Source organism: Streptomyces camelliae, assembly GCF_027625935.1.
Classification (GTDB): Bacteria; Actinomycetota; Actinomycetes; order Streptomycetales; family Streptomycetaceae; genus Streptomyces; species Streptomyces camelliae.
This window is the reverse complement of the sequence record NZ_CP115301.1, coordinates 235,823-259,656: the sequence shown is the minus strand read 5'-3', so window position 1 is coordinate 259,656 and position 23,834 is coordinate 235,823. Positions and strand designations below refer to the sequence as shown.

Annotated in this window: 20 protein-coding genes and 3 pseudogenes; 8 read left to right on the top strand and 15 right to left on the bottom strand. The window is 70.4% G+C overall.

The genetic code is table 11. The features are described from left to right. Window positions 1-190: 190 nt before the first annotated feature. A complete protein-coding gene (locus tag O1G22_RS44320; protein ID WP_270086927.1) occupies window positions 191-691 on the bottom strand; it encodes a hypothetical protein in 501 nt (166 codons plus the stop codon). A 245-nt stretch (window positions 692-936) separates the two neighbouring features. On the opposite strand from O1G22_RS44320, the gene O1G22_RS44315 reads away from it, so the two are divergent. Both O1G22_RS44315 and O1G22_RS44310 read left to right on the top strand, forming a co-directional pair. Then, the gene (locus O1G22_RS44315; protein ID WP_333492503.1) at window positions 937-1,818 is read left to right on the top strand and encodes an ISL3 family transposase; all 882 of its coding nucleotides are present in this window, start codon (window positions 937-939) and stop codon (window positions 1,816-1,818) included. A 21-nt stretch (window positions 1,819-1,839) separates the two neighbouring features. Then, window positions 1,840-2,628, top strand: a complete 789-nt coding sequence (locus O1G22_RS44310; RefSeq protein ID WP_270086926.1) for an SDR family oxidoreductase — start codon at window positions 1,840-1,842, stop codon at window positions 2,626-2,628. 13 nt (window positions 2,629-2,641) lie between these two features. On the opposite strand, the pseudogene O1G22_RS45110 reads toward O1G22_RS44310, so the two are convergent. Next, window positions 2,642-2,848: pseudogene (locus O1G22_RS45110) on the bottom strand (IS256 family transposase); the annotation flags it as partial. A gap of 102 nt (window positions 2,849-2,950) precedes the next feature. Next, window positions 2,951-3,990, bottom strand: a pseudogene (locus O1G22_RS44305) (IS256 family transposase); the annotation flags it as partial. 186 nt (window positions 3,991-4,176) lie between these two features. On the opposite strand from O1G22_RS44305, the gene O1G22_RS44300 reads away from it, so the two are divergent. After that, window positions 4,177-4,887 carry a transposase gene (locus O1G22_RS44300; protein WP_270086925.1) on the top strand — a complete coding sequence of 237 codons (711 nt, stop codon included), beginning with the start codon at window positions 4,177-4,179 and terminating at the stop codon, window positions 4,885-4,887. 40 nt (window positions 4,888-4,927) lie between these two features. Here the strand turns inward: O1G22_RS44300 and O1G22_RS44295 are convergent, their stop codons facing one another. Next, a complete protein-coding gene (locus O1G22_RS44295; RefSeq protein ID WP_270086924.1) occupies window positions 4,928-5,281 on the bottom strand; it encodes a MerR family transcriptional regulator in 354 nt (117 codons plus the stop codon). Between the two features lie 108 nt (window positions 5,282-5,389). Here O1G22_RS44295 and O1G22_RS44290 point away from each other — a divergent pair, with 108 nt between their 5' ends. After that, the gene (locus O1G22_RS44290) at window positions 5,390-6,175 is read left to right on the top strand and encodes an amidohydrolase family protein (protein ID WP_270086923.1); all 786 of its coding nucleotides are present in this window, start codon (window positions 5,390-5,392) and stop codon (window positions 6,173-6,175) included. A 154-nt stretch (window positions 6,176-6,329) separates the two neighbouring features. Then, a pseudogene (locus O1G22_RS44285) lies at window positions 6,330-6,719 on the top strand (IS21 family transposase); the annotation flags it as partial. A gap of 283 nt (window positions 6,720-7,002) precedes the next feature. Here O1G22_RS44285 and O1G22_RS44280 read toward each other — a convergent pair. Continuing rightward, window positions 7,003-7,632, bottom strand: a complete 630-nt coding sequence (locus tag O1G22_RS44280; RefSeq protein WP_270086922.1) for a hypothetical protein — start codon at window positions 7,630-7,632, stop codon at window positions 7,003-7,005. A 261-nt stretch (window positions 7,633-7,893) separates the two neighbouring features. Here O1G22_RS44280 and O1G22_RS44275 point away from each other — a divergent pair, with 261 nt between their 5' ends. Continuing rightward, complete coding sequence (locus O1G22_RS44275; protein ID WP_270086921.1) at window positions 7,894-8,127, top strand: hypothetical protein; 234 nt, start codon at window positions 7,894-7,896, stop codon at window positions 8,125-8,127. A 247-nt stretch (window positions 8,128-8,374) separates the two neighbouring features. On the opposite strand, the gene O1G22_RS44270 is transcribed toward O1G22_RS44275, so the two are convergent. Then, entirely contained in the window at window positions 8,375-9,232 is an 858-nt protein-coding gene (locus O1G22_RS44270; protein WP_270086920.1) for a hypothetical protein, read from the bottom strand. Between the two features lie 591 nt (window positions 9,233-9,823). Here O1G22_RS44270 and O1G22_RS44265 point away from each other — a divergent pair. Beyond that, window positions 9,824-10,066 carry a tautomerase family protein gene (locus O1G22_RS44265; protein ID WP_270086168.1) on the top strand — a complete coding sequence of 81 codons (243 nt, stop codon included), beginning with the start codon at window positions 9,824-9,826 and terminating at the stop codon, window positions 10,064-10,066. Window positions 10,067-10,488: 422 nt separating this feature from the next. Here O1G22_RS44265 and O1G22_RS44260 read toward each other — a convergent pair whose 3' ends face one another. Further along, complete coding sequence (locus O1G22_RS44260) at window positions 10,489-13,635, bottom strand: AfsR/SARP family transcriptional regulator (RefSeq protein ID WP_270086919.1); 3,147 nt, start codon at window positions 13,633-13,635, stop codon at window positions 10,489-10,491. Between the two features lie 241 nt (window positions 13,636-13,876). Here O1G22_RS44260 and O1G22_RS44255 point away from each other — a divergent pair, with 241 nt between their 5' ends. Beyond that, entirely contained in the window at window positions 13,877-14,473 is a 597-nt protein-coding gene (locus O1G22_RS44255; RefSeq protein WP_270086918.1) for a helix-turn-helix transcriptional regulator, read from the top strand. Between the two features lie 373 nt (window positions 14,474-14,846). Here the strand turns inward: O1G22_RS44255 and O1G22_RS44250 are convergent, their stop codons facing one another. Genes O1G22_RS44250 through O1G22_RS44215 form a run of 8 tightly spaced genes read right to left on the bottom strand, consistent with a single transcriptional unit; the run spans window position 14,847 to window position 23,754 of the window. Beyond that, entirely contained in the window at window positions 14,847-15,623 is a 777-nt protein-coding gene (locus O1G22_RS44250; RefSeq protein ID WP_270086917.1) for an SDR family NAD(P)-dependent oxidoreductase, read from the bottom strand. Between the two features lie 56 nt (window positions 15,624-15,679). Next, the gene (locus tag O1G22_RS44245; RefSeq protein WP_270086916.1) at window positions 15,680-16,984 is read right to left on the bottom strand and encodes an APC family permease; all 1,305 of its coding nucleotides are present in this window, start codon (window positions 16,982-16,984) and stop codon (window positions 15,680-15,682) included. After that, window positions 16,981-17,934 (bottom strand): transketolase family protein, encoded by a 954-nt coding sequence (locus tag O1G22_RS44240; RefSeq protein WP_270086915.1) that lies wholly within the window; start codon window positions 17,932-17,934, stop codon window positions 16,981-16,983. Before O1G22_RS44240 ends, O1G22_RS44245 begins: the two co-directional genes overlap by 4 nt. Beyond that, window positions 17,931-18,788, bottom strand: a complete 858-nt coding sequence (locus O1G22_RS44235) for a 1-deoxy-D-xylulose-5-phosphate synthase N-terminal domain-containing protein (protein WP_270086914.1) — start codon at window positions 18,786-18,788, stop codon at window positions 17,931-17,933. The genes O1G22_RS44240 and O1G22_RS44235 overlap by 4 nt, the downstream gene beginning before the upstream one ends. After that, window positions 18,785-20,740, bottom strand: coding sequence for a M20/M25/M40 family metallo-hydrolase (locus O1G22_RS44230; RefSeq protein ID WP_270086913.1), 1,956 nt, complete (start codon window positions 20,738-20,740; stop codon window positions 18,785-18,787). The genes O1G22_RS44235 and O1G22_RS44230 overlap by 4 nt, the downstream gene beginning before the upstream one ends. After that, window positions 20,737-21,777: an N-acetyl-gamma-glutamyl-phosphate reductase gene (argC, locus tag O1G22_RS44225; protein ID WP_270086912.1), complete on the bottom strand. Its 1,041-nt coding sequence runs from the start codon at window positions 21,775-21,777 to the stop codon at window positions 20,737-20,739. The genes O1G22_RS44230 and argC overlap by 4 nt, the downstream gene beginning before the upstream one ends. Then, on the bottom strand, window positions 21,770-23,089 hold the full coding sequence (locus O1G22_RS44220; protein WP_270086911.1) for an aminotransferase class I/II-fold pyridoxal phosphate-dependent enzyme: 1,320 nt from the start codon (window positions 23,087-23,089) through the stop codon (window positions 21,770-21,772). Before O1G22_RS44220 ends, argC begins: the two co-directional genes overlap by 8 nt. Then, entirely contained in the window at window positions 23,086-23,754 is a 669-nt protein-coding gene (locus tag O1G22_RS44215) for a DegT/DnrJ/EryC1/StrS family aminotransferase (RefSeq protein ID WP_270086910.1), read from the bottom strand. The genes O1G22_RS44220 and O1G22_RS44215 overlap by 4 nt, the downstream gene beginning before the upstream one ends. Window positions 23,755-23,834 lie beyond the last annotated feature (80 nt).

The window sequence follows — 23,834 nt, the reverse complement described above, 5'->3', positions numbered from 1 at the left end:
CGGCTGATGCCCCGCTACGGGCGCGGGCGGTGTGTGAGGCGATGGACGTGGAGATCGCGCCCAGCAACATCAACAACGTCCCCCTGAAACTCAAGCGGCTCGCTGAGCGGGGAATCCTGGCCGAGACCGAGCAGGGGCTATTCGCCCTGCCACGGCCGTAGCCCATCCAGCGCAACCCCGTGTCCGCAGCTCAGTGCTGGTGCCGCTCGGCGAGCAGCTTCAGGTTCAGCAACTGCCGTCGAGCCATAATCAGATCGCCGACGGACAGCCCGAGGGCTGCCCAGCGGCTGGTTTGCATGACGACCTTGAGCAGCAGGCGCGTCGTGTCGTGATCCTGGGGCACGAGGACGTAGGACATGAAGGCGCCCATGATGGTGCCGGTCAGCTGCTTCCCCGGGGTGACCGAGACGATCCGGCCCAGCTCACGCCCGCCAGCGGTAGTGAACCTTTCTCCGACTTGAGGCTCGGGAAGGCCTACCAGCTCGCGAGGCGAGCGGCGGCCGAGGTTGTCGAGCCAGTCGTACGAGTATGGCGCAAGCCGCACTTGTGCGACCCGCCGCCACACCGCTTCTGCAGGCGCCTGGACAGCCACGCCCCGCCACGCCTGCAGCGTTGGTGAGGTGACGAAGTCGTCGCACGGGTAGGAGCGCACGATCTCGCTGTCGCTCACACCCCATCGATCACCGATCATGGGTCCATCCTCCACGAATGCCCCCGTTGGCTGGCGTCCGAGGCTGGGTACGCGCGTCGGCGGGCAGCACGGCTGGAACGCACCATTTCATTGCCATCGTTAAAAATCGTATCCCTGCGACGGCCGGATAACTCCCCACCAACCGGCCGACAATGGGGAGTTGGAACGGTTCTGATCCACTTCTTGTGGTCGGGTGACGTTGCGTTACGGACCTCTGATCGGTTGACCCTTCGTGTGAATCCAGCGTGCTCTGGACCGCCTTATCCCACCTGAAGTCGGTTGTGGTGGACGAGATCACGGTGGGCGACGAAGCGGTGGCCGTCGCGGCGCGGGCGACGAGTCCAGAGGCACCCTGCCCAGGGTGCGGTTGCAGGTCCAGCCGAATTCACGGGCGATACCACCGGCGTTTGGCCGATCTGGCGGTGGCAGGGCGGAAGGTCGTCATAGACCTTGTGGTCCGGCGGTTCCTATGCGAGACGCCGGAGTGCGGTCGCCGGCCGTTCGTCGATCAGGTAGAAGGGCTAACCGAGCGGTTCGCGCGTCGCACACCGGTCTTACGCCGGACGCTGGAGAGGCTCGCGCTGGCACTGACCGGGCGCCCCGCGGCCCGGCTGGCCGCGCACCTATCGATCCCCACCAGCGCGAACTCCCTGCTCAGGCTGCTGGGCAAGCTCCCGGACAAGAACCCCGGCACGGCCCCGCGGGTCCTGGGCGTGGACGACTTCGCCTTCAAGAAGGGCCACGTCTACGGGACAATCCTGATGGACATGGAGACCGGCGCGCGTGTGGACGTGTTGCCCGACCGCACATCGGAGACGCTCATAGCCTGGCTGCGCGACCATCCCGGCGTGGAGATCGTGTGCCGGGACTGGGCCAGCGCCTACGCCGAGGCCGTCCGCACAGTCTGTCCCGACGCCACGCAGGTCGCAGACAGGTTTCATCTATGGAAGAACCTGTGCGAGGCAGTAGAGAAGTGCGTTGGCGAACATCGCAGGTGTCTCGTCGAGCCCACCGAAGACATGACCGCCGACACCGCCGACGTGGAGGCCGGCACGGCAGCCGACGACGAGCAATCGTCAAGACTTGTGGATGAGCTGAGGGAAAATCGGGTTGCCGTTCCCGTGTAGCAGGCCGAACGATTGCTCCTCGTGACGACTGCTGATGAGAAGCCGCTGTTCGACGCCGCCAGGCCGGTCACGTTGGTGACCGGCGTCGGCCGGTCCATCGGGATCGGTGCGGGGATCGCCCGTCGACTGGCCGAAGCGGGCTGGAATGTCGCCTTCACCTACTGGACGCCCTACGACGCGCGCATGGCCTGGGGCGTCGAGCCTGACGCCGCGGACACCATCGCCAAGGCCCTGGAAGAGCAGGGCGCCAACACGGTGGCGATCGAGGCGGACCTCACCGGTCCTGAGGCCCCAGCGCGAGTCTTTGACCAAGCTCAGGGCCGCCTCGGCAACGTCACCGCGTTGGTGATGTGTCACTGCGAGTCGGTGGCCTCCGGCCTGCTCGACACCACCCTGGAGAGCTTCGACCGCCACTTCGCGGTCAACGCGCGTGCCTCCTGGCTGCTGATCCGTGAGTTCGGCCGACGCTTCCAAGGAACCCAGGGAACTGGACGCGTGATCGCCCTCACCAGCGACCACACCGTTGGCAACCTCCCCTACGGGGCGAGCAAGGGCGCACTCGACCGCATCACCCTGGCCGCTGCCCACGAATTCGCTCACCTCGGGATCACCGCCAACGTGATCAACCCCGGCCCGATCGACACCGGCTGGATGTCCGACGACATCCGCGACCACGCACTGCGCCAGACACCGCTGGGACGTCTGGGCAGCCCGCAGGACACCGCTGACCTGGTGGAGTTCCTGTGCTCACCGCAAGGGCAGTGGATCAACGGGCAACTACTGAAGAGCAACGGTGGCTTCGCCAGCTGACCGGCCGACCTGACTACGCGGCCTCCTCGCGCTCGACCAGGACGCCGTTCTTGAACCTGGCGCCGGACCGGACCAGGGCGACGAGGGAGGCTCCGGTGATCGCCCGCCGGCGGTCCTGGGCGGACTCGACGAGCTTGAAGACCATCGCCAGGGCTGCGGCCGGGCTTCCGGCCCCGCGGGTGACCTTCGTACGGAGCTTGGCTGTGGAGAACGTCGACTCGAACAACCGCATGGCCGTCAATGGGGTTCAGAGTCAGGGCGGGCCGCATCGAGCGCCAGCCGGGGAGCAACTCCCCAACTGGTATGGGAAGTACAACACCCAGATGGGGTTCGTGGTCCGCAGGTGGACCCAGTGCTCCGCCGGGAAGTCGTAGAACGCCAGCAGTTCCTCCGCATCGTCGGTGATCTTCGCGACGGCCCTGGGCCACTTGGTGCCGTAGGTACGGGAGAACTCCTCGATCGCCTTCTCCGCGTGGGTGCGGTCCTCGGCGTTGTAGATCTCCTGCATCGCCTTCGTCACGCCCGGCTGTGCGGACTTCGGCAGGCAGTTCGTGACATTCCGGGCTTTATGAACCCAGCAGCGCCGGTGGCGGGAGGCCGGGAACACCTCGGCCAGGGCATTCCACAGGCCCATCGCGCCGTCGCCGATGACCAGCTCGGGATCGCGCATGCCACGGCGGCGGCAGTCCCGGAGCAGGTCGGCCCAGGACTCGGTGGACTCCCGCAGCCCCTCTGCGAGGGCGATCAGTTCCTTGGTGCCGTCCAGGCGGACGCCGAGCAGGACCAGGACAACGAGTGGGCCTGGCCGAGCCGAACCTTCGGGTGCACGCCGTCGGCCCACACGTAGACGAAGTCGGTCTGCGACAGGTCTCGCTGCTGGAAGGCCGCGTGGTCGTCCTGCCACTGCTTTGTCAACCGGGTCACCGTCGCGGGCGACAGGCCGGCCGTGCCGCCGAGGAACTGCTCCAGCGCTGGCACGAAGTCTCCGGACGACAGGCCGTGCAGGTAGAGCAGCGGCAGCACCTCGGAGATCTTCGGTGACTTGCGGCACCAGGGCGCCAGGATCTTCGAGGAGAACCGCTTGCGCTCGCCGGTCGCGTCGTCGATGCGACGGTCGTTCACCCGCGGAGCCCGCACCTCGACCGGGCCGGCCGCGGTAACCACGGTCCGGGGCCGATGGTGGCCGTTACGGACAACCAGGCGATGACCGACCTGATCTGTCACGGCGGCCAACTCGGCTATGTACTGGTTGACTTCCGCCTCCAGCGCGGCGGCCAGCATGCGGCGGGCACCCTCGCGGACGATCTCGTCGATCAGGGAGCCGGACTGGGTGGAGCCGTCGTCGGTCACTACGCTGAGCACAAGCGTGCCTTCCCGACCCGCGCTGCGAACGCGGGCCTACTCGGACATCACGGGATCATCGGGAAGGTACGCCTTCTGCGTCCCGCCCCGGGACTGATCCACAAGTCCTAAGCACTGCTCGCCGACGACGCGCCGGAGCCCCTGGAAGGGCTGCGCGCGATCAAGCGACGCGAGCGCCATGCCGCGGTGCATACCCTCTACGACAAGGGCGTGCAGATCGACGTCATTGCCAAAACCCTCGGTCTCGACCGCAAGACCGTGCGCCGCTACGCACACGCCGCCACTCCTGACGATGCCTCCCGCGGAACCGGCTCCCGCCGCTACGGCCAAATCCACGCCTACTCGCCCTATCTGTGCCGACGTTGGAACGAGGGGTGCACGGACGCGGCACGGCTTCATGCGGAGATCGTCGAGCTCGGCTACCGCGGCAGCAAGCGGACTGTCCGCCGTCACCTGCAACAGATCCGGGCCAGCGGCAAACCCGCACCCGACAAGCCCAAGGAGCTGACCGTCCGGAAAGTCACCTGGCTGATCACCGCGCACCCCGACAAGACCGACGAGGGCAACGCGCTCAAGCTCAAGCAACTCCTGGCCCACTGCCCGGAATTGGAATTCGTCACCGACTGTGTGCGCGACTTCGCGCAGATGATGACCGAGCGCCGCGGCAGCGAGCTTGAGAGCTGGCTCACCCTCGCTGAGAACACCGGGCTGAAGCCGCTGCAGAGCCTGGCCCGCGGCCTACGGCAGGACTTCGACGCTGTGACTGCCGAGCTCACCTTGGAGTGGAGCTCGGGCAAGGTCGAAGGCAACGTCAATAGGGTGAAACGGATCAAAAGGGATAGCTACGGCCGGGCCGGATTCGACCTGCTTCGCCGCCAAATCCTCTTCGCAGATTGAGCGATCGCATGCTCCGCCCAGTCTCGGGCACCGGCTTTGGTTAGCCGGCTCGTTCGGCGAGCGCGATGGCCTGTTGCAGTGTCTGTCGCGCCCGAGCCAGCTCGTCCGCGCGCTGATCAAGACGGGCGAGCTGGCTGCGCAGGGTGTCCACCACTCCCGGGCATGGCCGCAGTGAACCGTCGGCGAGCGCGCAGGGCAGCACCTGCCGGATCACATGGGTCGGTAGTCCCGCAGCCAACAAGGCACGGACTTGCGCGACCGTCTGCTCGGCATCGTCGTCGTAGTCGCGGTACCCGTTGACCTGCCGCCTCGGGGTCAGCAGCCCGACGCGTTCGTAGTAGCGAAGCCGGCGCTCGCTCGTCCCGGTCCGCCTCGCCAACTGTCCGATCAGCATCCGTGCCCCTGTCTCTCCGGTGAACTTGACCTTCCCACGGTGTCAATGTTCAACACTGGGCGCGCGGTCGCACTTCCCCCGAATCCCTGCCCTGACCAGGAGAAGCCAGTGATCATCGATGCGCACAGCCATGTCCACGACCCCCTGAACACCCACATCGACCTGCTAGATGAAGCAGGAGTGGATCGCGCTGTCCTGTTCGCCACCCGGCCACATCCGGAACGGGCCGACGACCTGGCCTCGTTGCGACGCGAGATGAACGCACTGGCCGGTGCGACCGGCGGCCGCGCCAACGGCCGCGACGGCTACCAGACCGCATGGCAGGAACTCGACGCCGCTGTCGCAGCACATCCTGACCGATTCATCGGCTTCCGTTCCCTCAGGCTCGACCTGCCCGCCGAGCAGATCACCGCGGATGTCGAACGAGACGTGGTCGGCCGGGGCTTCCGTGGCATCGGTGAGCTGACCCCGCCCCCCGGCCAGGCCAGCCGGATCGAGCCGGTCCTGCGCGCAGCCGCCGATCATGGTCAGCTCCCGGTGGTAGTGCACGGAGCCGCACCGACCACCAAGGGCGACCTGACCACCCTGGCCGGCCTCGCGCGCCGCTATCCGACCGTTCCCCTGGTGATCAGCCAACTCGGCGGCGCACACTGGCTGACCGCAATCGAGGTAGTACGGGACACCCCGAACATGTTCCTGGAGCTGTCGACGGCCGACATCATCTTCGCAGTCCGACTGGCGATTAACGAAGTACCCGACCGCACGCTCTTCGGCTCGGACGCCCCCTACGGCGACCCGGTTCTCGCCCGCATGACCGTCGAACGCGTCACCCGCCCAGGAACACTGCGCGACCGCGTCCTCGGTGACACTCTCGCCGAGCTGCTTGGACTCTGAACAGCACGCACTGCTCACTGATCGAGCCCACCGTGACACTCTGCGACCGGACCACACCAAGTGGATCAGAGCCGTTGGAACTGGCCGCTGACACCTGCTCAGCCCAACCGAAAGGCCAAAACGGGCATCACCTTACGTACCGCCCTCTGAGGGTGCGTACTCGACGTTCACGCGGGCGCTTCGCCGCTATCAGGTCCGGCCGCACTGCGAGCCCTGCCACGCATCCACCGGCCGCGACGTCGCGATGATCGCGCACCCGCCGGGCGAAGAGATCCAGTTCGACTGGCTGGAGCTACCGGATGCTCCGGAGGGGTGGGGAGTGGGTGAGCATGCCCATCTACTGATCGGGGCGCTCGCGCACTCGGGCCGGTGGCGGGCCGTGCTATCGGAGTCAGAGGACTTCCCGCACCTCGTCCAGGCCCTGGACGAAGTGATGCGCAAGCTCGGCGGGACCACGCGCAGGTGGCGGTTCGACCGGATGGCGACGGTCTGTTACCCCTCCAGCGGGCAGATGACCGCAGCGTTCGCCGCGGTCGCGAAGTACCTGGCGGATGCTGCACATCACCCAGACCGGACGCGATCACCTGGCCCGGCACCAGCAGGACTACGCCGAGCACTACCCCGACGTCGCCACCCCTGCCGACCGCCGCCGCACCGTGACGGAGACGGGCCGCGGTGCCGTCCGGCGCGCACGTACCTGCACCACGGGATCGCTGCCCGCGCCGAGCGGTGCCGCGGAAGCGGGGCCCGGGGGCCGGCGAAGGCCCCCGGCAGCCACCGGCCCCCGGGCCAGGGCGGTACCGGAGAAGCACCCGCAGATCGTGCGATCAGGCACCGCCCAGGGCCCAACTGCCGTCCTGCGGCACCGCGAAGGCGAGCTTCCAGGGCGTGTGGTCCGGGACGGTGCAGGTCGCCCAGAGGCGGATGGGGGCGGTGCTGTACTCGCTGCGCCAGCGCTGTTCTCCGTCGGCGCCCTCATACCAGGAAGGTTTCAGGGACGGGTCGAGTGCGAGCCGATGACGGTCGCCAAGGAGGAGGGGGAAGGCGGGAACTGACCGGCCCAGCTCATCGGCCTCATTGATTCTGGGTCGGAATCGGTACGGCCCCCAGATGACTTCGGCTGTCTGCTCCGGTGTCGGAACGCCAGCCAGGTGAGGAAGCCGGGAGCGGTCGAAGTCGTCCCGTATGGTCAGCTGGATGTTGAGTTCGCCGAGCATGGCCGGGCTGTCGAAGCGGATGTACAGCACGTCATCGGACTCAGCCTGAAGTTTGATCCGGAGCTGGGGCGTCAGCTCCTTGTGCCAGCGGTCTCGTTCGATCTGCGCGACGGAGACGGCCGTCTCGTTCGCCTTCAGGGCTGCCTCGTTCGCTTCACGTGAGGCCTTCCATGCGCCCCAGGCGGCGAGGCCGCTGAAGGCTGCTGAGGCCGCGGCTATGGACGTGTCGACGATGCTCATGCCGGACTGTATAGCTCACTTGGCCTACGACGATTCTTCGAGGCCGGATCACCGGCGCCGGGCTGTGCCGTCAGCCAGCAGCTGAGGGTATGCGGGGTCAAGAGTGCGGCATCCGCCACCGCGTCGTACGCCAGGACCAAGCCGAGCCGGGCCGCGGGGCGCACCTGAGTACGAGCCTGGGCGGAGATAAGTATCCGGGCCCATGCCGGGGCGGTGTCGGCGCGACGAGGATCGTTTGCACCGCCCACGGAAGGAATCCCGATGAACCCCGGCACCTACGCCCGCCTGTACGGGCCCCCGCAGCTGGCGCCGCGCCGCGAGCGGTCCGGCGTCGTGGTGCTGGCCTGGGCGCTGTGGGTGCTCAGCGTGGCTTCGCTGGCCTGGCTGACCTTCCTCGTGGCCGTGATTGCGCTCTGGGGTGCGGCGGAGGGGGAGGCGGTCGGCGGTTTCGTCCTGGAGTTCGTGCTGATCAGCGGCCGGGGGCGTGTTGACTGAACCAAAATCGGCGTTTACGCAGGTCAGATGTCCTTCTGCTACCTTCCGGGCATGGAGTGAAGGGGGAGCCACGAACGGGATCTGAAGCGCCTTGTCGTGCCCGAGGCCGCGGTGCCCCTTCGCCGGATCTGCATCGCCTGCCGGCACGGATCCCCCGATCCTGGCACCGCGCGGAAGCGGCCCTCGCTTCAGCCGGCGCAGTCATCGCTCCAGAACTGCACCGCTGGTGGGCTCACTGGACGGTGCTTCAGTCTTGGGTGCCCAGTAACGGCCAAAACCACCAGGTCCAGGCTCTCACGATGGCACTCAGGCCCAGGACGAGGACGATTGCCAGCCACGCAGGAAAGCCGAGGGCACCGTAGCCGAGAAGCGCGATCCCTGAGGCCGTGAGAACGGTGGCTGTGGCGAAGAGATAGCGCCACACCCGCATCATGTTCTGATACAGCACCCAGGCTGCGGAACTGGGCGGTCGCGCCACACGCCAGCTGCGACGAAGCGAGCGCACTTCTCCTGCGCCGCGTTGCTCGCCCCAGAAGCGCTCGGGCATCAGGAGTGAGTCGTATGCATAGAGCGTCGCGAAGTAGAGGACGGCGGCGAGAAGGAGCACCACAGCGGCAGCCTGAACGCTCCAGGTCCGGCTTCCGAGAGCCTGGAGCTGGTCCTGTTTGAGCAGGATCCCGAAGATCACGGTGAGGCCGAAGGTCAGGGCACCGCTCAGGAGCTTGGCGGTGTCCATCTTACGCTGGATCTTCTCCCGGACCTGGTCCGCGGCCTTGCTGTCGTCGTAGCTGATGGTCCACTGCAGCTCAGCGCGGGAGCCGTCCTTGTCAGCGCAGGAGTCGACCTTGAACGCGATGCACACCACGTCGGCGCGGCCGAGCGGAACGGGAGGCCGTCGTGGCCTGAGGTGCCGCCCATGGTTGAGGAATTCATCGGCAAGCAGGCTCAGCTGTGGTTGATGACCGACCAGCAGGACGGAACGACCCTCGCTGATCTCTTGGCGCAAATCCTCGACCGTTCCAGGCTGCCGGGAAGGACCCGTGAGTTCGGTCTTCGGATCCATCGGCGGCCGGTCACTGGATGAAGCCCACAGGATTCGCGTCAAGCGTTGCAGCGTCTCGCCCGCCTCCTGGGAGCTCGCGCACCAGACCTTGGCGGGGAGGCCGGCTGGGTACTGTTCCAGCTACTCCCGCAGCCGCTCGGCGACCAAATCGATCGGGTACTCGTGCCCCATGCCGTTTCGACGGAAGTGAGTCTCCCGTGCCGGTGCTGTCCGTGCCTGCAGAGAAGGATGTACGGCATGCCGTGCTGCAGGAGGGTGTGGCGGTCCCTGCTCGACCAGATCAAGGGCACCTCCGAAGGCAATGGAGCAGGGCCGACGACGAATCCGTCTCGTTCTTCGCATTATGGGCTCGACTACTGAGTTCGAACTCGCACTGTCGCCCTCACGGCTTCGCGTGTTTCGCCGCGGGCAAGGATGGCGTCGTGCACTGTCCGGACGCCGACGAGTTGTGAGGACCGTGCGGTGTCGCTGCCGGGGTGGCGCGGTGGCCGGGACGGGAACGGGAACGGTACGGGAACCGGGGCGTGGACAGTGGTGGGCAGTCTGGGCCAGGTCTCTGTGTCCAGGCCCGCCGTCATGGCGATACGACCCGGCGCCGTCCGCCGCGCCCACGACCCTCAAAGGAGCGTCAACGTGCCTGTGATCACCGTTGATTGGTGGCAGGGGAACGACCGGGAACGCCGGGCGGACCTCGTGTCCGAGCTGGCCGCCACCGCCTCCCGGGTGACCGGGTGTCCGATCGACGACGTGACCGTCATCGTGCGGGACTGCGAGCCCGGCCATGCCTCCGGGCTGCGCGACGGCCGCTCCAGAACCGCGTGCCCCGGTGCGAACGGCTTCGGTGAGATGGGCCTGGGGCAGGGCAGTCCCTGCTGAGACGTGCCGCGGTACTGGTCTTCGGCGCCGATCGGCGTGCGCCCGGGGATCCGAGCGGTAACGAGCCCGGACTCGTTCGGGAACGGCCGACGGCAGGTTGATGCCTGTCGCAGTCATTCGAACGAGGGGGCACCCGATGCGCATCACTTGGTACCGGACGGCCGGGGTTCTGTCGGCGGTCGCGATTGCGGCGGCCGGGGGATTCGGGACGCAGGCGGGGCGGGGTCACCTGGCGACCGACGGCCGCACCGCGGCATACCAGGTGCTCGGTTCCGGGGAGGGACCGGCGAGCGTGGTGACGGTTCCGAGCTCGGGCGAAGGACCGGCCCTCACGAGCTGACCCGGGCCGACCATCACGAGCCGAGCCGGCCGACCATCACAAGCTGACCCGGCCGACCATCACAAGCCGAGCCGGCCGACCATCACGAGCCGAGCCGGGCCGCCGACTCGTTCATCGCTTTCAGCAGCTCGGCCGCCTCGCTCCGATAGGCCTCGGCGGACGCGCTGTCTCCTTGCGCCGCCAGTACATCGGCCAGACCGCTCAAAGCTCGCACGACCTCGATGCGGTAGCCCACGGCCGAGGCGATCCGGTGTGCGTCGGAGTGCAGCTGCCGCGCTTCGGCGTGGTCGCCGCTTTGGTGGCGGAGAGCCCCGAGGATGTTCCAGACGGCCGCCTGCCGGATCGGCGCGCAGGGCCCGCGGGTCAGCTTCAGTGCCTGTTCCTCGTACGCCGCCGCTTCCGCGTCGGCCGCCGCCTGCCCGGGAGCCCGCCGACCGTGCCGCACCCGGGCGGAGAGGGCGAGGACCAGGGCGCTGTCGCCCAGCGGCGCCGACTCGTCGCAGAGTCCCAGCGCCCGGTCCAGGCAGGTGCGCGCGTCGTCGTCCCTGCCGAGGCCGAGATAGGCGAGTGCCAGGTCGGTCAGCGCCACGATCTCGTTCTCCCGGGCGCCGATGTGCTGGTTGAGCTCGACGGAGCGCTGGGCCGTGGCGGCCGCTTCGGCATGCCGGCCCATGTGCTCGAAGAGGGAGCTGAGGTTGGTCAGGGACTCGGCCTCGGCGCGCGGGGTGCCGAGCTGCCTCTTGAGGGCTATGGACTGTTCGAGCTGGGGCAGCGCCTCGCCGAACCGGCCCAGGGTGGCCAGCAGCAGCCCGAGCATCCCGGTGCTCTTCGCCTCGCCCCGCTGGTCCCGTAATCGTACCGACAGCTCCAGGCTCTCCTGGGCGGTGGCCAGCCCTTCGGTGAACCGGCCCAGCTTCCAGTCGGCGACGGCCAGGTTGGACAGGCTCAGCGCCAGCAGGTACCGGTTGCCCAGCTCCCGGGAAGCGGCGACGGCGATGCCCGCGACCTCGCGGAACTCCTCGAAGCGTCCCCGGGTGTCGAGCTGGAAGACCACATTGCGGGAAAGCTCGGCGGAGTGCCGGTGCAGGTCGCGGCGCTGCGCGAGTCTGACGGCCGCCAGCAGGTTCTCCTCCTCGCGGTCCAGCCACTGCCGGACGCGGACGGGGTCGTGCAGCGCGGGCAGCACGACGGTGGCGCGGGGGGTGCCGTCCGGCTCCGGGGCGAAGGGGGCCCGCCCCGGGAACGCGACGTCGCAGGCCGCCTCCGTCGCCGCCACGTAGTAGTCCAACAGCCGCTCCACGGCGCGCTGGTCGACCTCGGCGGGGTCCTCGCCGGCCTGGCCTCTCAGCCATTTGGCGAAGCTGCGCACCAGGTCGTGGAAGACGTAGCGGCCGGTCTCGAACTGCTGCATGAGGTGCGTGTCCAGCAGGTGTTCGAGGACCTCTTCGGCCTTGGCGGGATCGGTGTCGAGCAGCGCGGCGGCGCTGTACGGGTCGAACTCCGCGCCGGGGTGGCTGTCGAGCAGTTGGAAGGCCGCCTGGTGCGCCGGGCTCAGGCCCTGGTAGGTCAGGTTCAGCGTGGCGGTGACGCCGCGCGTCCCGGAGCGCAGTTCGTCCAGTCGGCGGGTCTCGTCGCCCAGCCGGTCGACCAGATACTGCACGGTCCACCGCGGCCGGTTGCGCAGCCTGGCCGCCGCTATCCGCAGGGCGAGCGGCAAGTGGGCGCACAGCTCGACCAGTTCGCCGACCGCCTGGGGTTCGGCGGACGTACGTTCCTCGCCGAGCGTCCGGGAGACCAGCGCCGTGCTGTCCTCGGGCGGCATGCCGCCGAGCGATATCCACTCGACACCGTCCAGGTCGACCAGCCGGGCCCGGCTGGTGATCAGCACGAGGACGTCGGCGGACGCCGGCAGCAGCGGCTGGATCTGGGCGCTGTCGATCGCGTTGTCCAGGAGCAGGAGCAGCCGGTACTGCGTCGCGGTGGTCCGCCACAGCGCGATACGGCCCGCCTCGTCGTCCGGGATCCGGTCGCCGGGTACGTCGAGCATGCGCAGCAGTCCCTCGGCGACGGCGCCCGGTGACAGGGGCGATTCGCCGGGCGTGTAGCCGCGCAGATCGAGGTAGAGGTGGGCGTCCGGGTACTGGCCGGCCAGCCGGTGGGCGACCCGGATGGCCAGGGAGGTCTTGCCGCTGCCGCCCATCCCGTCGATCGCCATGATGCGGGAGCCGGGCCAGCCGTCCGGCTCGTCCGGGTCGGCCAGCATCAGTTGCAGTTCCCGTTTGCGGCCCGTGAAGTCCGGCAGGTCGTACGGCAGCGTGCACCGGTGCGGATGGTTCGTCGGCGCCGCCGCCGGGAGGGGCGCGGGGGCCACCGGGGCCGCCGGAACGGACGGTGTGTGCCGCGCCGGGGCGGCCGTCCCGGCCTCGGCGGGCAGGGCTGTGCGCTTGCGGCGCGGTGGGGCGGCGAGTTCGGGACTGTTGCGCAGGATCCCCTCGTACAGCGCGGTCAGCCGCCCGTCCGGATCCACCCCCAGCTCGTCGACGAGCGCGTCGCGCATCCGGGTGTACTCCGCGAGGGCCTCCGACTGGCGCCCGGACCGGTACAGGGCCAGCATCAGCTGCCCGCACAGGGTCTCCTGGTACGGGTGCGCCGCGACCAGGTCCCGCAGGTCACCGACCAGCTCTCCGGTCTCGCCGAGTCCCAGCCGCAGTTCGAAGAACAGCTCCAGGGCCGCCAGCCGCCGGTCTTCCAGGGCCGCCGACGCCGTCGTGATCACCGATCCGCCGGCCCCGACCAGGACCGGCCCACGCCACAGCGCCAGCGCCTCGCGCAGCGTGTCCACCGCGCTCTCGGGGAGGTCGGCCGCGGCCTGGTCACGGGCCTGGCCCAACAGGTCGGAGAAGACGGCCAGGTCCGACTGGCCCGGTTCGAGCGCGATCCGGTAGCCCGGTCCCTCGGTGACGATCAGCTCCCGGCCGCCGGGGATGCGCCGCCGCAGTTCGGCGACGGCCTTGCGCACCTGGTGCGCGGCGGTGGCCGGCGGCTCCTCGTCCCAGACGGCATCGACCAGCCGGCTGACCGGCAGTACGCGGTCCGGGGAGAGGAGCAGCAGGACCAGGACGCGTTCTTGCACCGTGCCGCCGGTCGGCAGCTGTTTCCCGTCGCTGGTCAGGCATTCGAGCGTGCCGAGGATGTTGAACCGGACCGACGGCTGTTCCGGCTTTGTCACGTTGCCCCTTCAGCCCGTCTACGGGATCCCCCGCCAATGTCCGCATGTCGACGTATGAGTTCATCACTTAACCACTGCGAAGGTTGTTTACACAGTGACTTCCCGGACACTCTCCCGGGCGCTCCTCGGTCGTCAGGTACCGGAAAGGGATCGGTTCGGGAGTCCGCCGCCGCAGTCTGAGGGCCACCACGGGGAGGGGCGCTCGCACCCCGCCCGGCACGTCCTCTCGACGGGAGCAGTGATGAAGTACCTGGTGGAACGGCGCCTGCGGGACGGGGCCGACCTGCGCCGAACCCGGCCCCGGCACCGCTCGTACTGGCAGCGGATGGCCCGGCACCGGGTGCTGCTCTACATCGGAGTCTGGGCCGAGGGGCCGGGCGACACCCTGCTCGTGCAGGTCAAGGATCCCGCCGCGCTGCGCCAGGTCCTGAACGGCGACCCGTATGCACAGGAGAGCCTCGTCGTCGGCATCCGAACGCGGCGGCTCGGCGACGACGTACTGGGCTGGGACACCGCCGGGTTGCCGGACCGGTCCGCCGCGGGGGCGGGTACCGGCGCGGTCACCGCCCCCGGTCCGGGACTCGTCGGCGGCCTGGGAACGGTCTCGGCGCTGCGGGACCGGGATGCGGCGCCGACCGCCGGCCACGGGCCGCTCAGCGCCCACGAGTCCCGGATCACCCGCATGATGCTCGACGGCATGACCAACCAGCAGATGGCCGCCTGCCTCGGGGTCAGTTCGCGTGCGGTGGAACAGCACATCACCCGGATCTACCGCAAACTCGCCATCAGCCGCCGGGCCCAGCTCGCCGTCGCCCTGCACGACCGTCCGGCGGCCTAAGCGCTCCGCTCGAAGTGCCGCGATGCGCCGTCAGCCGCCTGCGGCACCGTCGTGGCTGGTCGCTCCCCCAAGCTCTCGACGTCGTTCGAGCAGGGAGGTACCCCCATCGCGGCGGAGCCGCATGTCGACACAGCCCCGCGCCCCTTCAGGGCGCTGCCGAACCGCAGTGGACTTCACCCAACCTGCTTAGTCGTACCGCCCCTGAGCGCGCGGCGGGCCAGGCGCGGACGTCCGGTCTCGGTCAGGGGTGCACTAGGTGGGGCATGAGGGCCTGTGTGCTGGTCGGTGGCGATGGCGCACTCCCCGCCGAACCCGGAAGGCCCTCACTCGTCCAAGGTCACCCATGCGTGATCGCTGTCGTACGGCCTGATTTTCACAGCAGACCGCGCGTGGCTCCGCCGTCCACCGGCAGGACCGTCCCCGTGATCGAGCCGGCCGGCGCGGACGCCAGGAACGCGGCGGCGGCGGCCACCTCCTCCGGCTCCGCGAGCCGGCCGATCGGGATGTCGGCACACAATCCCGCCTCCCCGCCGTCGAGTTGCTCGGCCCAGGCCCGGAGCGTCGGCGTACGCGTCATACCCGGGGCGATCACGTTCACCGTGACCGACCCCTCCCTCGCCGCCGAGAGTTCGTGCACCAGCGACTTGGCGTAGCCGACGACCGCCGGACGGACCGTGTTGGACAGCGCCAGCCCCGGGATCGGCTGCTTGGCCGCCAGCGAGGTCACGAACAGTACCCGGCCGTAGCCCGCCGCCCGCATGTGCGGCAGGGCCGCGCGGCTCAGGGTGACGGCGGACAGCAGGTTCAGCTCCAGCGCCGTCCGGTAGTCCGGTACGCCGAACCGGTCGGCGCCCCCTTCCGACGGGCTCCCCGCGTTGGCGACCACCACCTGCGGGCCGCCGAACCGGTCGGCCACCTCACCGACCCAGCTCTCGATCGCCGCGTGGTCGGTCACGTCCACGGCCGCGCCGTGCACGGGGCCGTCGGTCTCCTTCTCCAGCAGGGCCACCGCCTCCCGCAACCGGTCCGGGGAGCGCCCGCACACCGACACCACCGCTCCCTCCGCCGCCAGCCGGCGGGCGATGGCCAGTCCGATCCCGCTCGTCCCGGCCGCCACCATCGCGACCCGTCCCCTCAACCCGAGATCCACCGGGGCTTCCTCCCTGCCGTTCCGTCCACTGCCGTGCTCTTCCTGCGCGCCGTCCGCTACTCCGCCGCCTCGGCCTCCTGGGCCACCAGGGCCGGTTCCACCGGAGGCGCTGCCGTCCGGCGACGCGGCGCCGTCCACGTGGACCAGCCGATCGCCACCCCGCCCAGCACCAGCGGAAGCAGCAGGAACCAGCCGGAGAACGCCAGGACGACGGTCATCACCACGGCGGCCAGCACCGCGCCCCACCACACCGCGCTGCCCCGGGGCAGCAGCCGTACACCCGCCACCAGCCCGGCCACGGTGACCGCGATGAAGCAGGCCGAGGCCGCCAGCATCACATCGCCGAGCTGGGTTCCGGTGGCCAGCGCGAAGACGCACACCAGGGCGCTGAGCACGAACAGCAGCGCCAGGCTGCGCCGGGGCACCTCGCCCGGAAGGTGGCCCTTGGACAGCGGTGCGGGCAGTACACCGTCCCGTGCCAGGGCCGCGCCCAGCCGGGAGGCCCCGGCCAGGTAGGAGTTCATGGTGCCGAAGGTGAGCAACATGGCCATGACGGCGGTGACCCCGGAGGCGGCCGGGCCGGTGCCGCGCTGGAGCAGCAGCGTCAACGGCGCGTCGGTGCGGGCGAGATCGGGGCCGAGCACCAGGACGCAGGTCATCGCGAGGCCCAGGTACAGCACGGCGATCACCGCGAGGGTCGTCATGGTCACCCGACGCAGGTCCCGGGCGGGGTCACGGAACTCGCCGGACAGGTGGGTGACCGCCTCCCAGCCCGCGAAGGTGAAGAACAGCAGGCTGGCGGCCTGTCCGACGGCCCCCCAGCCGTGCGGTGCGAACGGGGTCAGGTTGGCGGTGTCGGAGTGCGGCAGGGCGGTGAGCACCGCGATCAGCAGCAGCACCGCCAGCACCCCGACCAGGATGAGCTGGAGGCGGCCGGAGATCCGCAGTCCGAACGTGTTGCTGATGAACGCGGCCAGCAGCAGCACCGCAGCCACGGACAGGGCCATGCTCTCCCCGCCGCCCAGGGTGTGTGCCACGTACTGGCCGCCGACGTAGGCGGTGGCCGGCGCGCCGGCGGGCAGCGCGAAGTAGAACCAGTAGCCGACCGCTCCGGAGGCGCGCGGTCCGAAGGCCTTGGCGACGAAGGTGGCCACGCCACCGCTGTCCGGATAGCGCGCGCCGAGTGCGGCGAAGCTGGTGGCGACCGGTACGCAGAACAGCAGCAGGGCCAGCCAGGCCAGCAGTGAGGCGGGACCGGCCACCTGGGCGGCCAGGGCGGGCAGCGCGAGGATGCCGGCGCCCAGGATGGCCCCTACATAGATCGCGGTGCCCTGCCCCAGCCCGATCCGGTGGGTGCTCATGCCTTTCCCCCCTCAGCTGCCGGGGGGGTCCCCGGCGGGGCTTCGTACGGAGCGAGAGCCTTCCACAACGCGGCCTCGTTCAAGCCTAGTTCGTCCAGTACCTGTTCGTGGCTGCCGCCGTGCACCGGCCACCGGTCGCCCGCATCGACCGACCGCACCTCGCGGCCGGGCAGCAGCAGGGCCAGCGCGGAGCCGACGCCGCCGGCCGGCCGGTGCTCCTCGACGACGACGAACCGGTCGAAGCGCTCGGCCAGTTCGGCGGCGGCCCGCTCCAGGTGCGGCTGGTCGACGAAGCACAGGTGGGCGTGCGGCAGGGCGGGCCGGGCCCGGCGTACGGCCAGGCACAGGTCGGTGCCGACCTCGCCGACGGAGACCAGGCAGGTACGGCCGGCCTCGGCACCCGCGTCGTCCCAGTTGACGACGGGCGGGTCGGTGCCCTCCCAGGGCAGGCTCACCGGGGCGGCGTTGCGGCCGGTGCGGATGTAGTGCGGCTCCCCGGTGCGCGCGGCCCGCCGGATGACGGCCCGCATCTCCTCCTCCCCGTAGGGCGCGGCCACCGTGACGCCGGGGATCGCGCGCAGTACGGCGAAGTCCTCCAGGCAGTGGTGCGTGGTGCCGAACCAGCCGCCGGACACTCCCGCGTACGGGGCGACCACCGTGACCCCCGCACCCAGGTAGCCCAGGGCGAGCTTGAGGCTCTCGGCGGCGCGCAGCGCGGCGAACGGCGCGAAGGTCGAGACGAAGGGCTGGTAGCCGCCCTCGGCCAGGCCGGCGGCCATGTCGATCATCGTGCCCTCGGCGATGCCGACGTTGAAGAAGCGGTCGGGGTACGCCGTGGCGAAGGGGTGGCCGCGTCCGCCGAGGTCCGCCTCCAGGCACAGGATCCGGGGGTTGTCGGCGGCGATGCGGGTCAGTTCGTCGCGGTAGGCGGTACGTCCGGGCAGGGTCATCGCACGATCTCCTTCCAGGCGGCGGCCCGGCGGGCGTCGATGCTCACGTAGTGGGAGGCGGCTTTGCCCTCCACCGGGCGCAGTCCCTTGCCCTTGACGGTGTCGGCGATGATCGCGAGGGGCCGGTCGCGGTCCGACCGGTCCGGCTCGAAGAGGTCCCGCAGCGCGTCCACGTCGTGGCCGTCCACCTGGCGGACCTCGAAGCCGAACGCGTCGAATCGCTCGGCCAGTCGCGGTTCGGGGGAGATGTCCGCGACGAGGCCGTCGTTCTGGCCGCCGTTGCGGTCCACCACGACGATCAGGTTGCCGACCCGCTGGGCCGCCGCGACCTGGCAGGTCTCCCAGACCAGCCCTTCCTGGAGTTCGCCGTCGCCGAGGACCGCGATGCCGAGCCCGGGGGTGCCGGCCAGCCGGCGGCTCAGCGCCCAGCCGAGCGCGTACGGAGCGCCGTGGCCCAGGCTCCCGGTCGGGAAGCGGACCCCCTCCACGGACGGTCCCGGATGGCCGGTGAAGTGGTGGGTCGGGGCGCCGTAGTGCGGCACCGGGTGCTCGCCGAGGATGCCGGTGACGTACATCGCCGCGTACAGGCCGGCCGCGGCGTGGCCCTTGCTGAGGACGACCTCGCTGTCGGCGTCGGTGGCGGTCCGGTCCAGCGCGGCGATCAGGATGTCCATCGCCGACAGGCTGCCGCCGAGGTGGCAGCCTGTCGGGGTGGCCGCCATGTCGATCACCATGCGGCGTGCGGCGAGGGCACGTTCGCGCAGCGGGGAGAAGGCGGCGATGGCGGGAGGGGTGGTGGCGGGGAAGGGGGCCAGGACGAGGCCGGGCCGGCCGGCCTGCGTGCTGGTGGTCATCGGGTGACCTCCTGCGCCTGCCGCCGGGCCCGGTCGCCCGCGCCGGCCAGTTCGAAGAACACGGCGACCGCGTCCCGCAGTACGGCGCGGCCCCGGCGGTACTCGGCAGCGCCGATGTGCTCCTCGGCGGTGTGGTCCAGCGCCGAGTCACCCGGCCCGTAGGCGACCATGGGGACGCCCTGCCAGGTCGTGGCCAGCGTGTTCATGTCGGAGGTGCCCTTCTTCAGCAGGTATCGGGGACGGATGTCCCTGCGGTTCAGCGCCCGGCCGAACGCCTTGGCCAAGGAGGTCGAACGGCCGCCGGCACAGCCGGGGGTGGCCCGCAGGAAGGTGATCGTCACGTCGTCGCCGACCGCGTTGGCAGCCGCCGTACGGAGCGCGTCCAGGTCGGCCATCGGTGGCACCCGGAAGTTGAGGATCGCGGTCGCCGTCTGGCTCTCGGTGGTGGCCGAGCAGGACAGGTCGATGACCGCGCTCAGCGCGTCGTCCGCCTCCTTGAGCACCGCCCGGCGGATCCGTTCCAGTGAGTCGGTCAGGTGGTCGGGGGCGGACAGGGCCTCGAAGCCGGCCGAGTGGCCGCTGCGCACGGTCACGGTCACCCGCAGCTTGAAGAGGCCGAAGTAGCCGAGGGTCAGCGCTCCGGAGCCGCTGGGCTCACCCACCACGACGGCGTCGGCGGGGTAGTGGTCGCGGGCGTGGAAGGCGCCCTTGGACGAGGAGACCTCCTCCTCCACCGCGCCGACGACGCGCAGCCGCCAGCCGTCGGGGACCGGTGTGCCGGTGTCCGCCAGGACTTCGAGGAAGGCGATCAGCGACGCCTTGGCGTCCACGCTGCCGCGTCCGTGCAGGACGGGGTCCTGGTCGGCGTCGGCGTCGGCGTCGGCGTCGGCGTCGGTGGCATGGGCCCCGCTGTGCCCGCCGGTGGACTCCCACCGCACCGGCCAGTTGAACGGCACCGTGTCCGCATGCCCGAGGAGCAGCAGCGTGCGCGGCCCCTCCCCGCGCTCGGCCACCAGGTTGCCTGCCTCGTCGACGCGTGCCTCGATGCCCCGCTCCCGGCACCACTGCACCAGGTACCGCACCACCTCGTGCTCGTCGTACGAGACGGACGGGATCTGCACCGCCCGGCTGAGCAGCGCGAGGTCCGCCGAGGGCTCGGCGGCCCAGAAGCGGGTCCAGCCCTCGGGGTCGGACATGGTGTGCGGCCCGGTCACCGCGACATCCGCCGTCCCGAGCAGCCCCAGCTCGGCGGCCCGCACCTTCTGCTTCATCCGGCCGCCCGCGTACACCCCCGCCGTGCCGGGGAACGCATCGCGCAGCGTGGAGGCCGGGTCGGCGGGATCGGTGAGGATCCCGGCGCTCCCGGTGACCAGCCGCAGATGGTCGGCGCCCAGCGCGTTCGCCAGCGTGGCGGCCAGCACGTCGGCGTCCACGTTGAGGTCGCTGCCGCCGTCCGCGTCCCGTACCGGCGGGGAGAGGCACACCACGTCGTACGCGTCGAGCAGAACGCGCAGCCGCTCGGTGTCGACCGCCGTCACCGTGCCGGCCCGGTGGTCCCTGACCACCTTGGAGCGGCCGTTCTCGGTCACCCGCAGCGGCTTGTTGACGATGCCGGTGACCAGGCCTGCGTAGGCGGCGACATGGGTGAGGACGGTCAGGCCGTGCGCGGCGAGTCCCGCCTCCACCACGGGCAGGGTCACCCGGCGGTAGGCGTCCGCGATGTGCGGCATCTCCTCGGGCGGGCAGTAGCGCACGGTGTCGCCGTTGCGCAGGGTGAGGGAGGGCATCGTCCGGCCGATGGAGCCGTAGTGGCGTTCGATGCCCTCCGCTCCGCCGGCGACGACCAGGACGCGGGCGCCCCGGCCGCGCACGGCGGCGATCTCGGCGAAGATCTCCGGGTGCAGCAGGGTGCTGCTCCCGACCTTGATCACGTAAAGCGGCCGTTCGCTCATGGGGTCACCGCCGTGAAGGGAAGGGCCGTGGACTGCTCGAATCCGTGGACGAGGTTGAAGGCCTGCACCGCCTGGCCGGCCGCCCCCTTGATCAGGTTGTCGATCGCGGTGACCGCCACGTACTGGTCGCCGCGCACCGCCACCGCGACCTCCGCCATGTTGGAACCGATGACGCTCTTGAGCATCGGGAAGTCCGTCGGCGTCTTCAGCTGGGAGCGCGCCGTGACGAAGGGGGCGTGGGCGTAGGCGGTGCCGTACGCGCGTTTGATGTCCAGCCGGGTGGCGTCCGGGCGCAGCAGGCCGTACGCCGAGACCAGGATGCCGCGCGACACGTCCAGGCTGAAGGTGGAGAACCGCAGCCGGGGCGTGCGGCCGGAGAAGGTCTGCAACGCCTGTGAGATCTCCGGGGCGTGCCGGTGGCCGTACGGCTTGTGCACCCGGAAGTTGCCGAACCGCTCGGCGGGGTGCTCGGTCGACTTGTTGCCGCTGCCGCTGGCGCCGGTCTTGGCCTCCACGACCACGTCCCCGGCCGCGAGGTCGGCGGCGAACAGGGGCTGCAGCGCGTAGAGCGTGGCCACGGCCATGCAGCCGGGCAGGTTGAGGAACCGGGCGTCACCGGGCGGCGGCGAGAACTCGGGTACGAAGTACTCGAAGGCCTCGGTCCACTCGGCGGACTGCGGGTAGTGCAGGGCGGCCTGGCCGGGGTCGGTGAGCCGGAAGTCCCCGGCGAGGTTGATCACCCGGCCCGCCCGCTCGGAGAGCTTGGGCATCTGCGGGGGCAGCGCGCCGGTGGGCAGGCACCCGAAGGCCACGTCGACTTCTTCGCAGGCCTCCAGCGGGGCGAACCGCAGCCCCGCCGCGCCGGGGTGGTTGCGGATGCCGGGCAGCACCGAGGTGATCGGCTGCCCGCTGTGCCGCTCGGACGAGAGATGGACGAGTTCGGCGTGCGGGTGCCCCAGCAGCAGCCGGATCAGTTCGGCGCCGGTGTAACCGCTGGCACCGAGCACCGCCACGCGTAAGCGGCCGTTGTCAGCCAAGGCGTGCCGCCTTCTCGTAGGGCCGCACGTACTCGCGTTCGGCGACCAGCTTGCGGATGGCGTCGGGGCGGGCGGCGACCTTGCGGAAGGCGTCCGCGTAGCGGGTGGCCCGCTCGTACTCCACGGGGGAGCGCAGTTCGCGGCAGAGCACGACGGTGCTCTCCAGCATGGCGACGACGTTCGGGAAGTCGGTGGGCCGGTGGTCCCGGACCGCCCCCGGGTTGAGGGTGAAGGGGTAGCCGTTGCCGAAGCCGGTCCGCTGCTGGAACGGCAGATGGCAGGGGATCGGGGTGTTCTGCCACTCGCGGGCCGGCACACCCTCGGCGGTGAGCAGCTCGTGCACCGCCTCCTTGACCGCCCAGACAGGCAGGTCTGCGAGGCCGACGGCCTCCGGCACCAGGCCGATCCGGTACATGTTGTACGCGTGGGTGTGGCCCTCGGGGACGTGCGGCGGGGTGAACAGACCGGTCTCCCGCAGCGCGTCGGCCAGCAGCGTGGCGTTCCTGGCCCGGATCGCGTCGTAGTACGGCAGCCGCTTGAGCTGCGCGGCCCCGAACGCGGCGGCCACCCAGGACATCCCGTAGTCGATGCCGTTGCGGTCCAGGAAGTCCACGGCCCGCTGGTACGCCTCGCCGCTCCCGAAGAAGGCGATGCCGCCCTCGCCGCCGAGCGGGAAGTTCTTGTCCGCCATCAGGCTCTGCCCGGCCGCGTCCCCGAAGGAGCCGGCCACCTGGTCGCCGATCTTCGCGGAGTGTGCGTGCGACGCGTCCTCCACCAGCGCCAGCCCGTGCCGGTCGCAGACCCCGCGCAGCGCGGTGACATCGGCCGGCAGCCCGTGCACATGCACCGGCATGAGCACCCGGGTCCGCTCGGTGACGGCGGCCTCGGCCGCCTCGGCCGACATGCAGTACGTCAGCGGGTCGACGTCCACGAAGACCGGCACCGCCTTGGCGGCGACCACGGCCTGCGCGGTGGCGATGAAGGTGAACGCAGGGACGATGACCTCGTCACCGGGCCGCACACCGGCGCCGATCAGCGCCAGGTGGAGACTCGATGTGCCGCTGGCGGTCGGCAGGGCACTGTGCGCGCCGACGTAGGACCGGTACTCCTCGGCGAAGTCGGCCACGACCTTGTCCGGGTCGGACCGCTGCGCCAGCAGCATGGTGAAGACATCCTCCTTGGTGATCACCGGGAAGATGGTGCGCCGCGCCTCTTTGGGGATCATCGCCGCGCCGCCGAACCCGGCCAGTTCGGCCGTGACCTCGGCCGGATCGGGCAGGGCCAGTGGTGCGCTGGGAAAGTCGGTGATCATCGGGAGGTGCCTCCGGTCGTCACGGGGGTGGTCGTCACGGGGGTACGGGAGGAGCCGGCCTGCGCGAGTGCCATCCGGGCACAGGCGGCGACCAGGGGGCTGAGCCGGTAGTTGAACTGCACGCCCGGTGCCGTCCCGGGCTCCGCCTCCTGCTGCGTCCACATGGTCCGCAGGTCGAAGGCGCCGAAGATCTTCAGACGCTCGGCACGCGTCCAGATCCGCTCGTCGTCGGTGAGCACCGCTCCGGCGGGCCCGAAGCCGAGGCCGGTGAGGTCCACGGCCAGGGCGGGCGCGGTGGAGCCGGCGGCCTGCTGGGCGAAGGTGTCGGCGTTGTCCGGGGTGAGCGTCAGCAGGTCGAAGGCGGGCGGGGCCGCGTCGTCGGTGCCCTGGGCTTCTTCCACACCGAGCCAGTCGACGAACGCCCGGGTCCGGTCGTCGAGGCCTACGGGCAGCACGGCCCGGTCGCCGTGGCCTATGCCCTGGCCGACCAGGGCGGCGTGCACGGCGGCACTCCTGCTGTTGACCAGGACCGCTCGGAGACGGCCGCTGCGTTTCGTCAGGAGCCGTTCCAGCGCGGGCAGTTCCTTGTCGTTCTTCTCGATGCTCATCACGATGCCGGAGGTCAGTACCCGGGAGAGGACGAGCGCGGTGTCGTACTGTTCCATGAGCGGTCTCCTTGTTCTGCGGGCCGGCCCGTCCGGGCAGCCCTCGGACACCTTGCGGCGCAGGGCGGTCCACAGGGGAT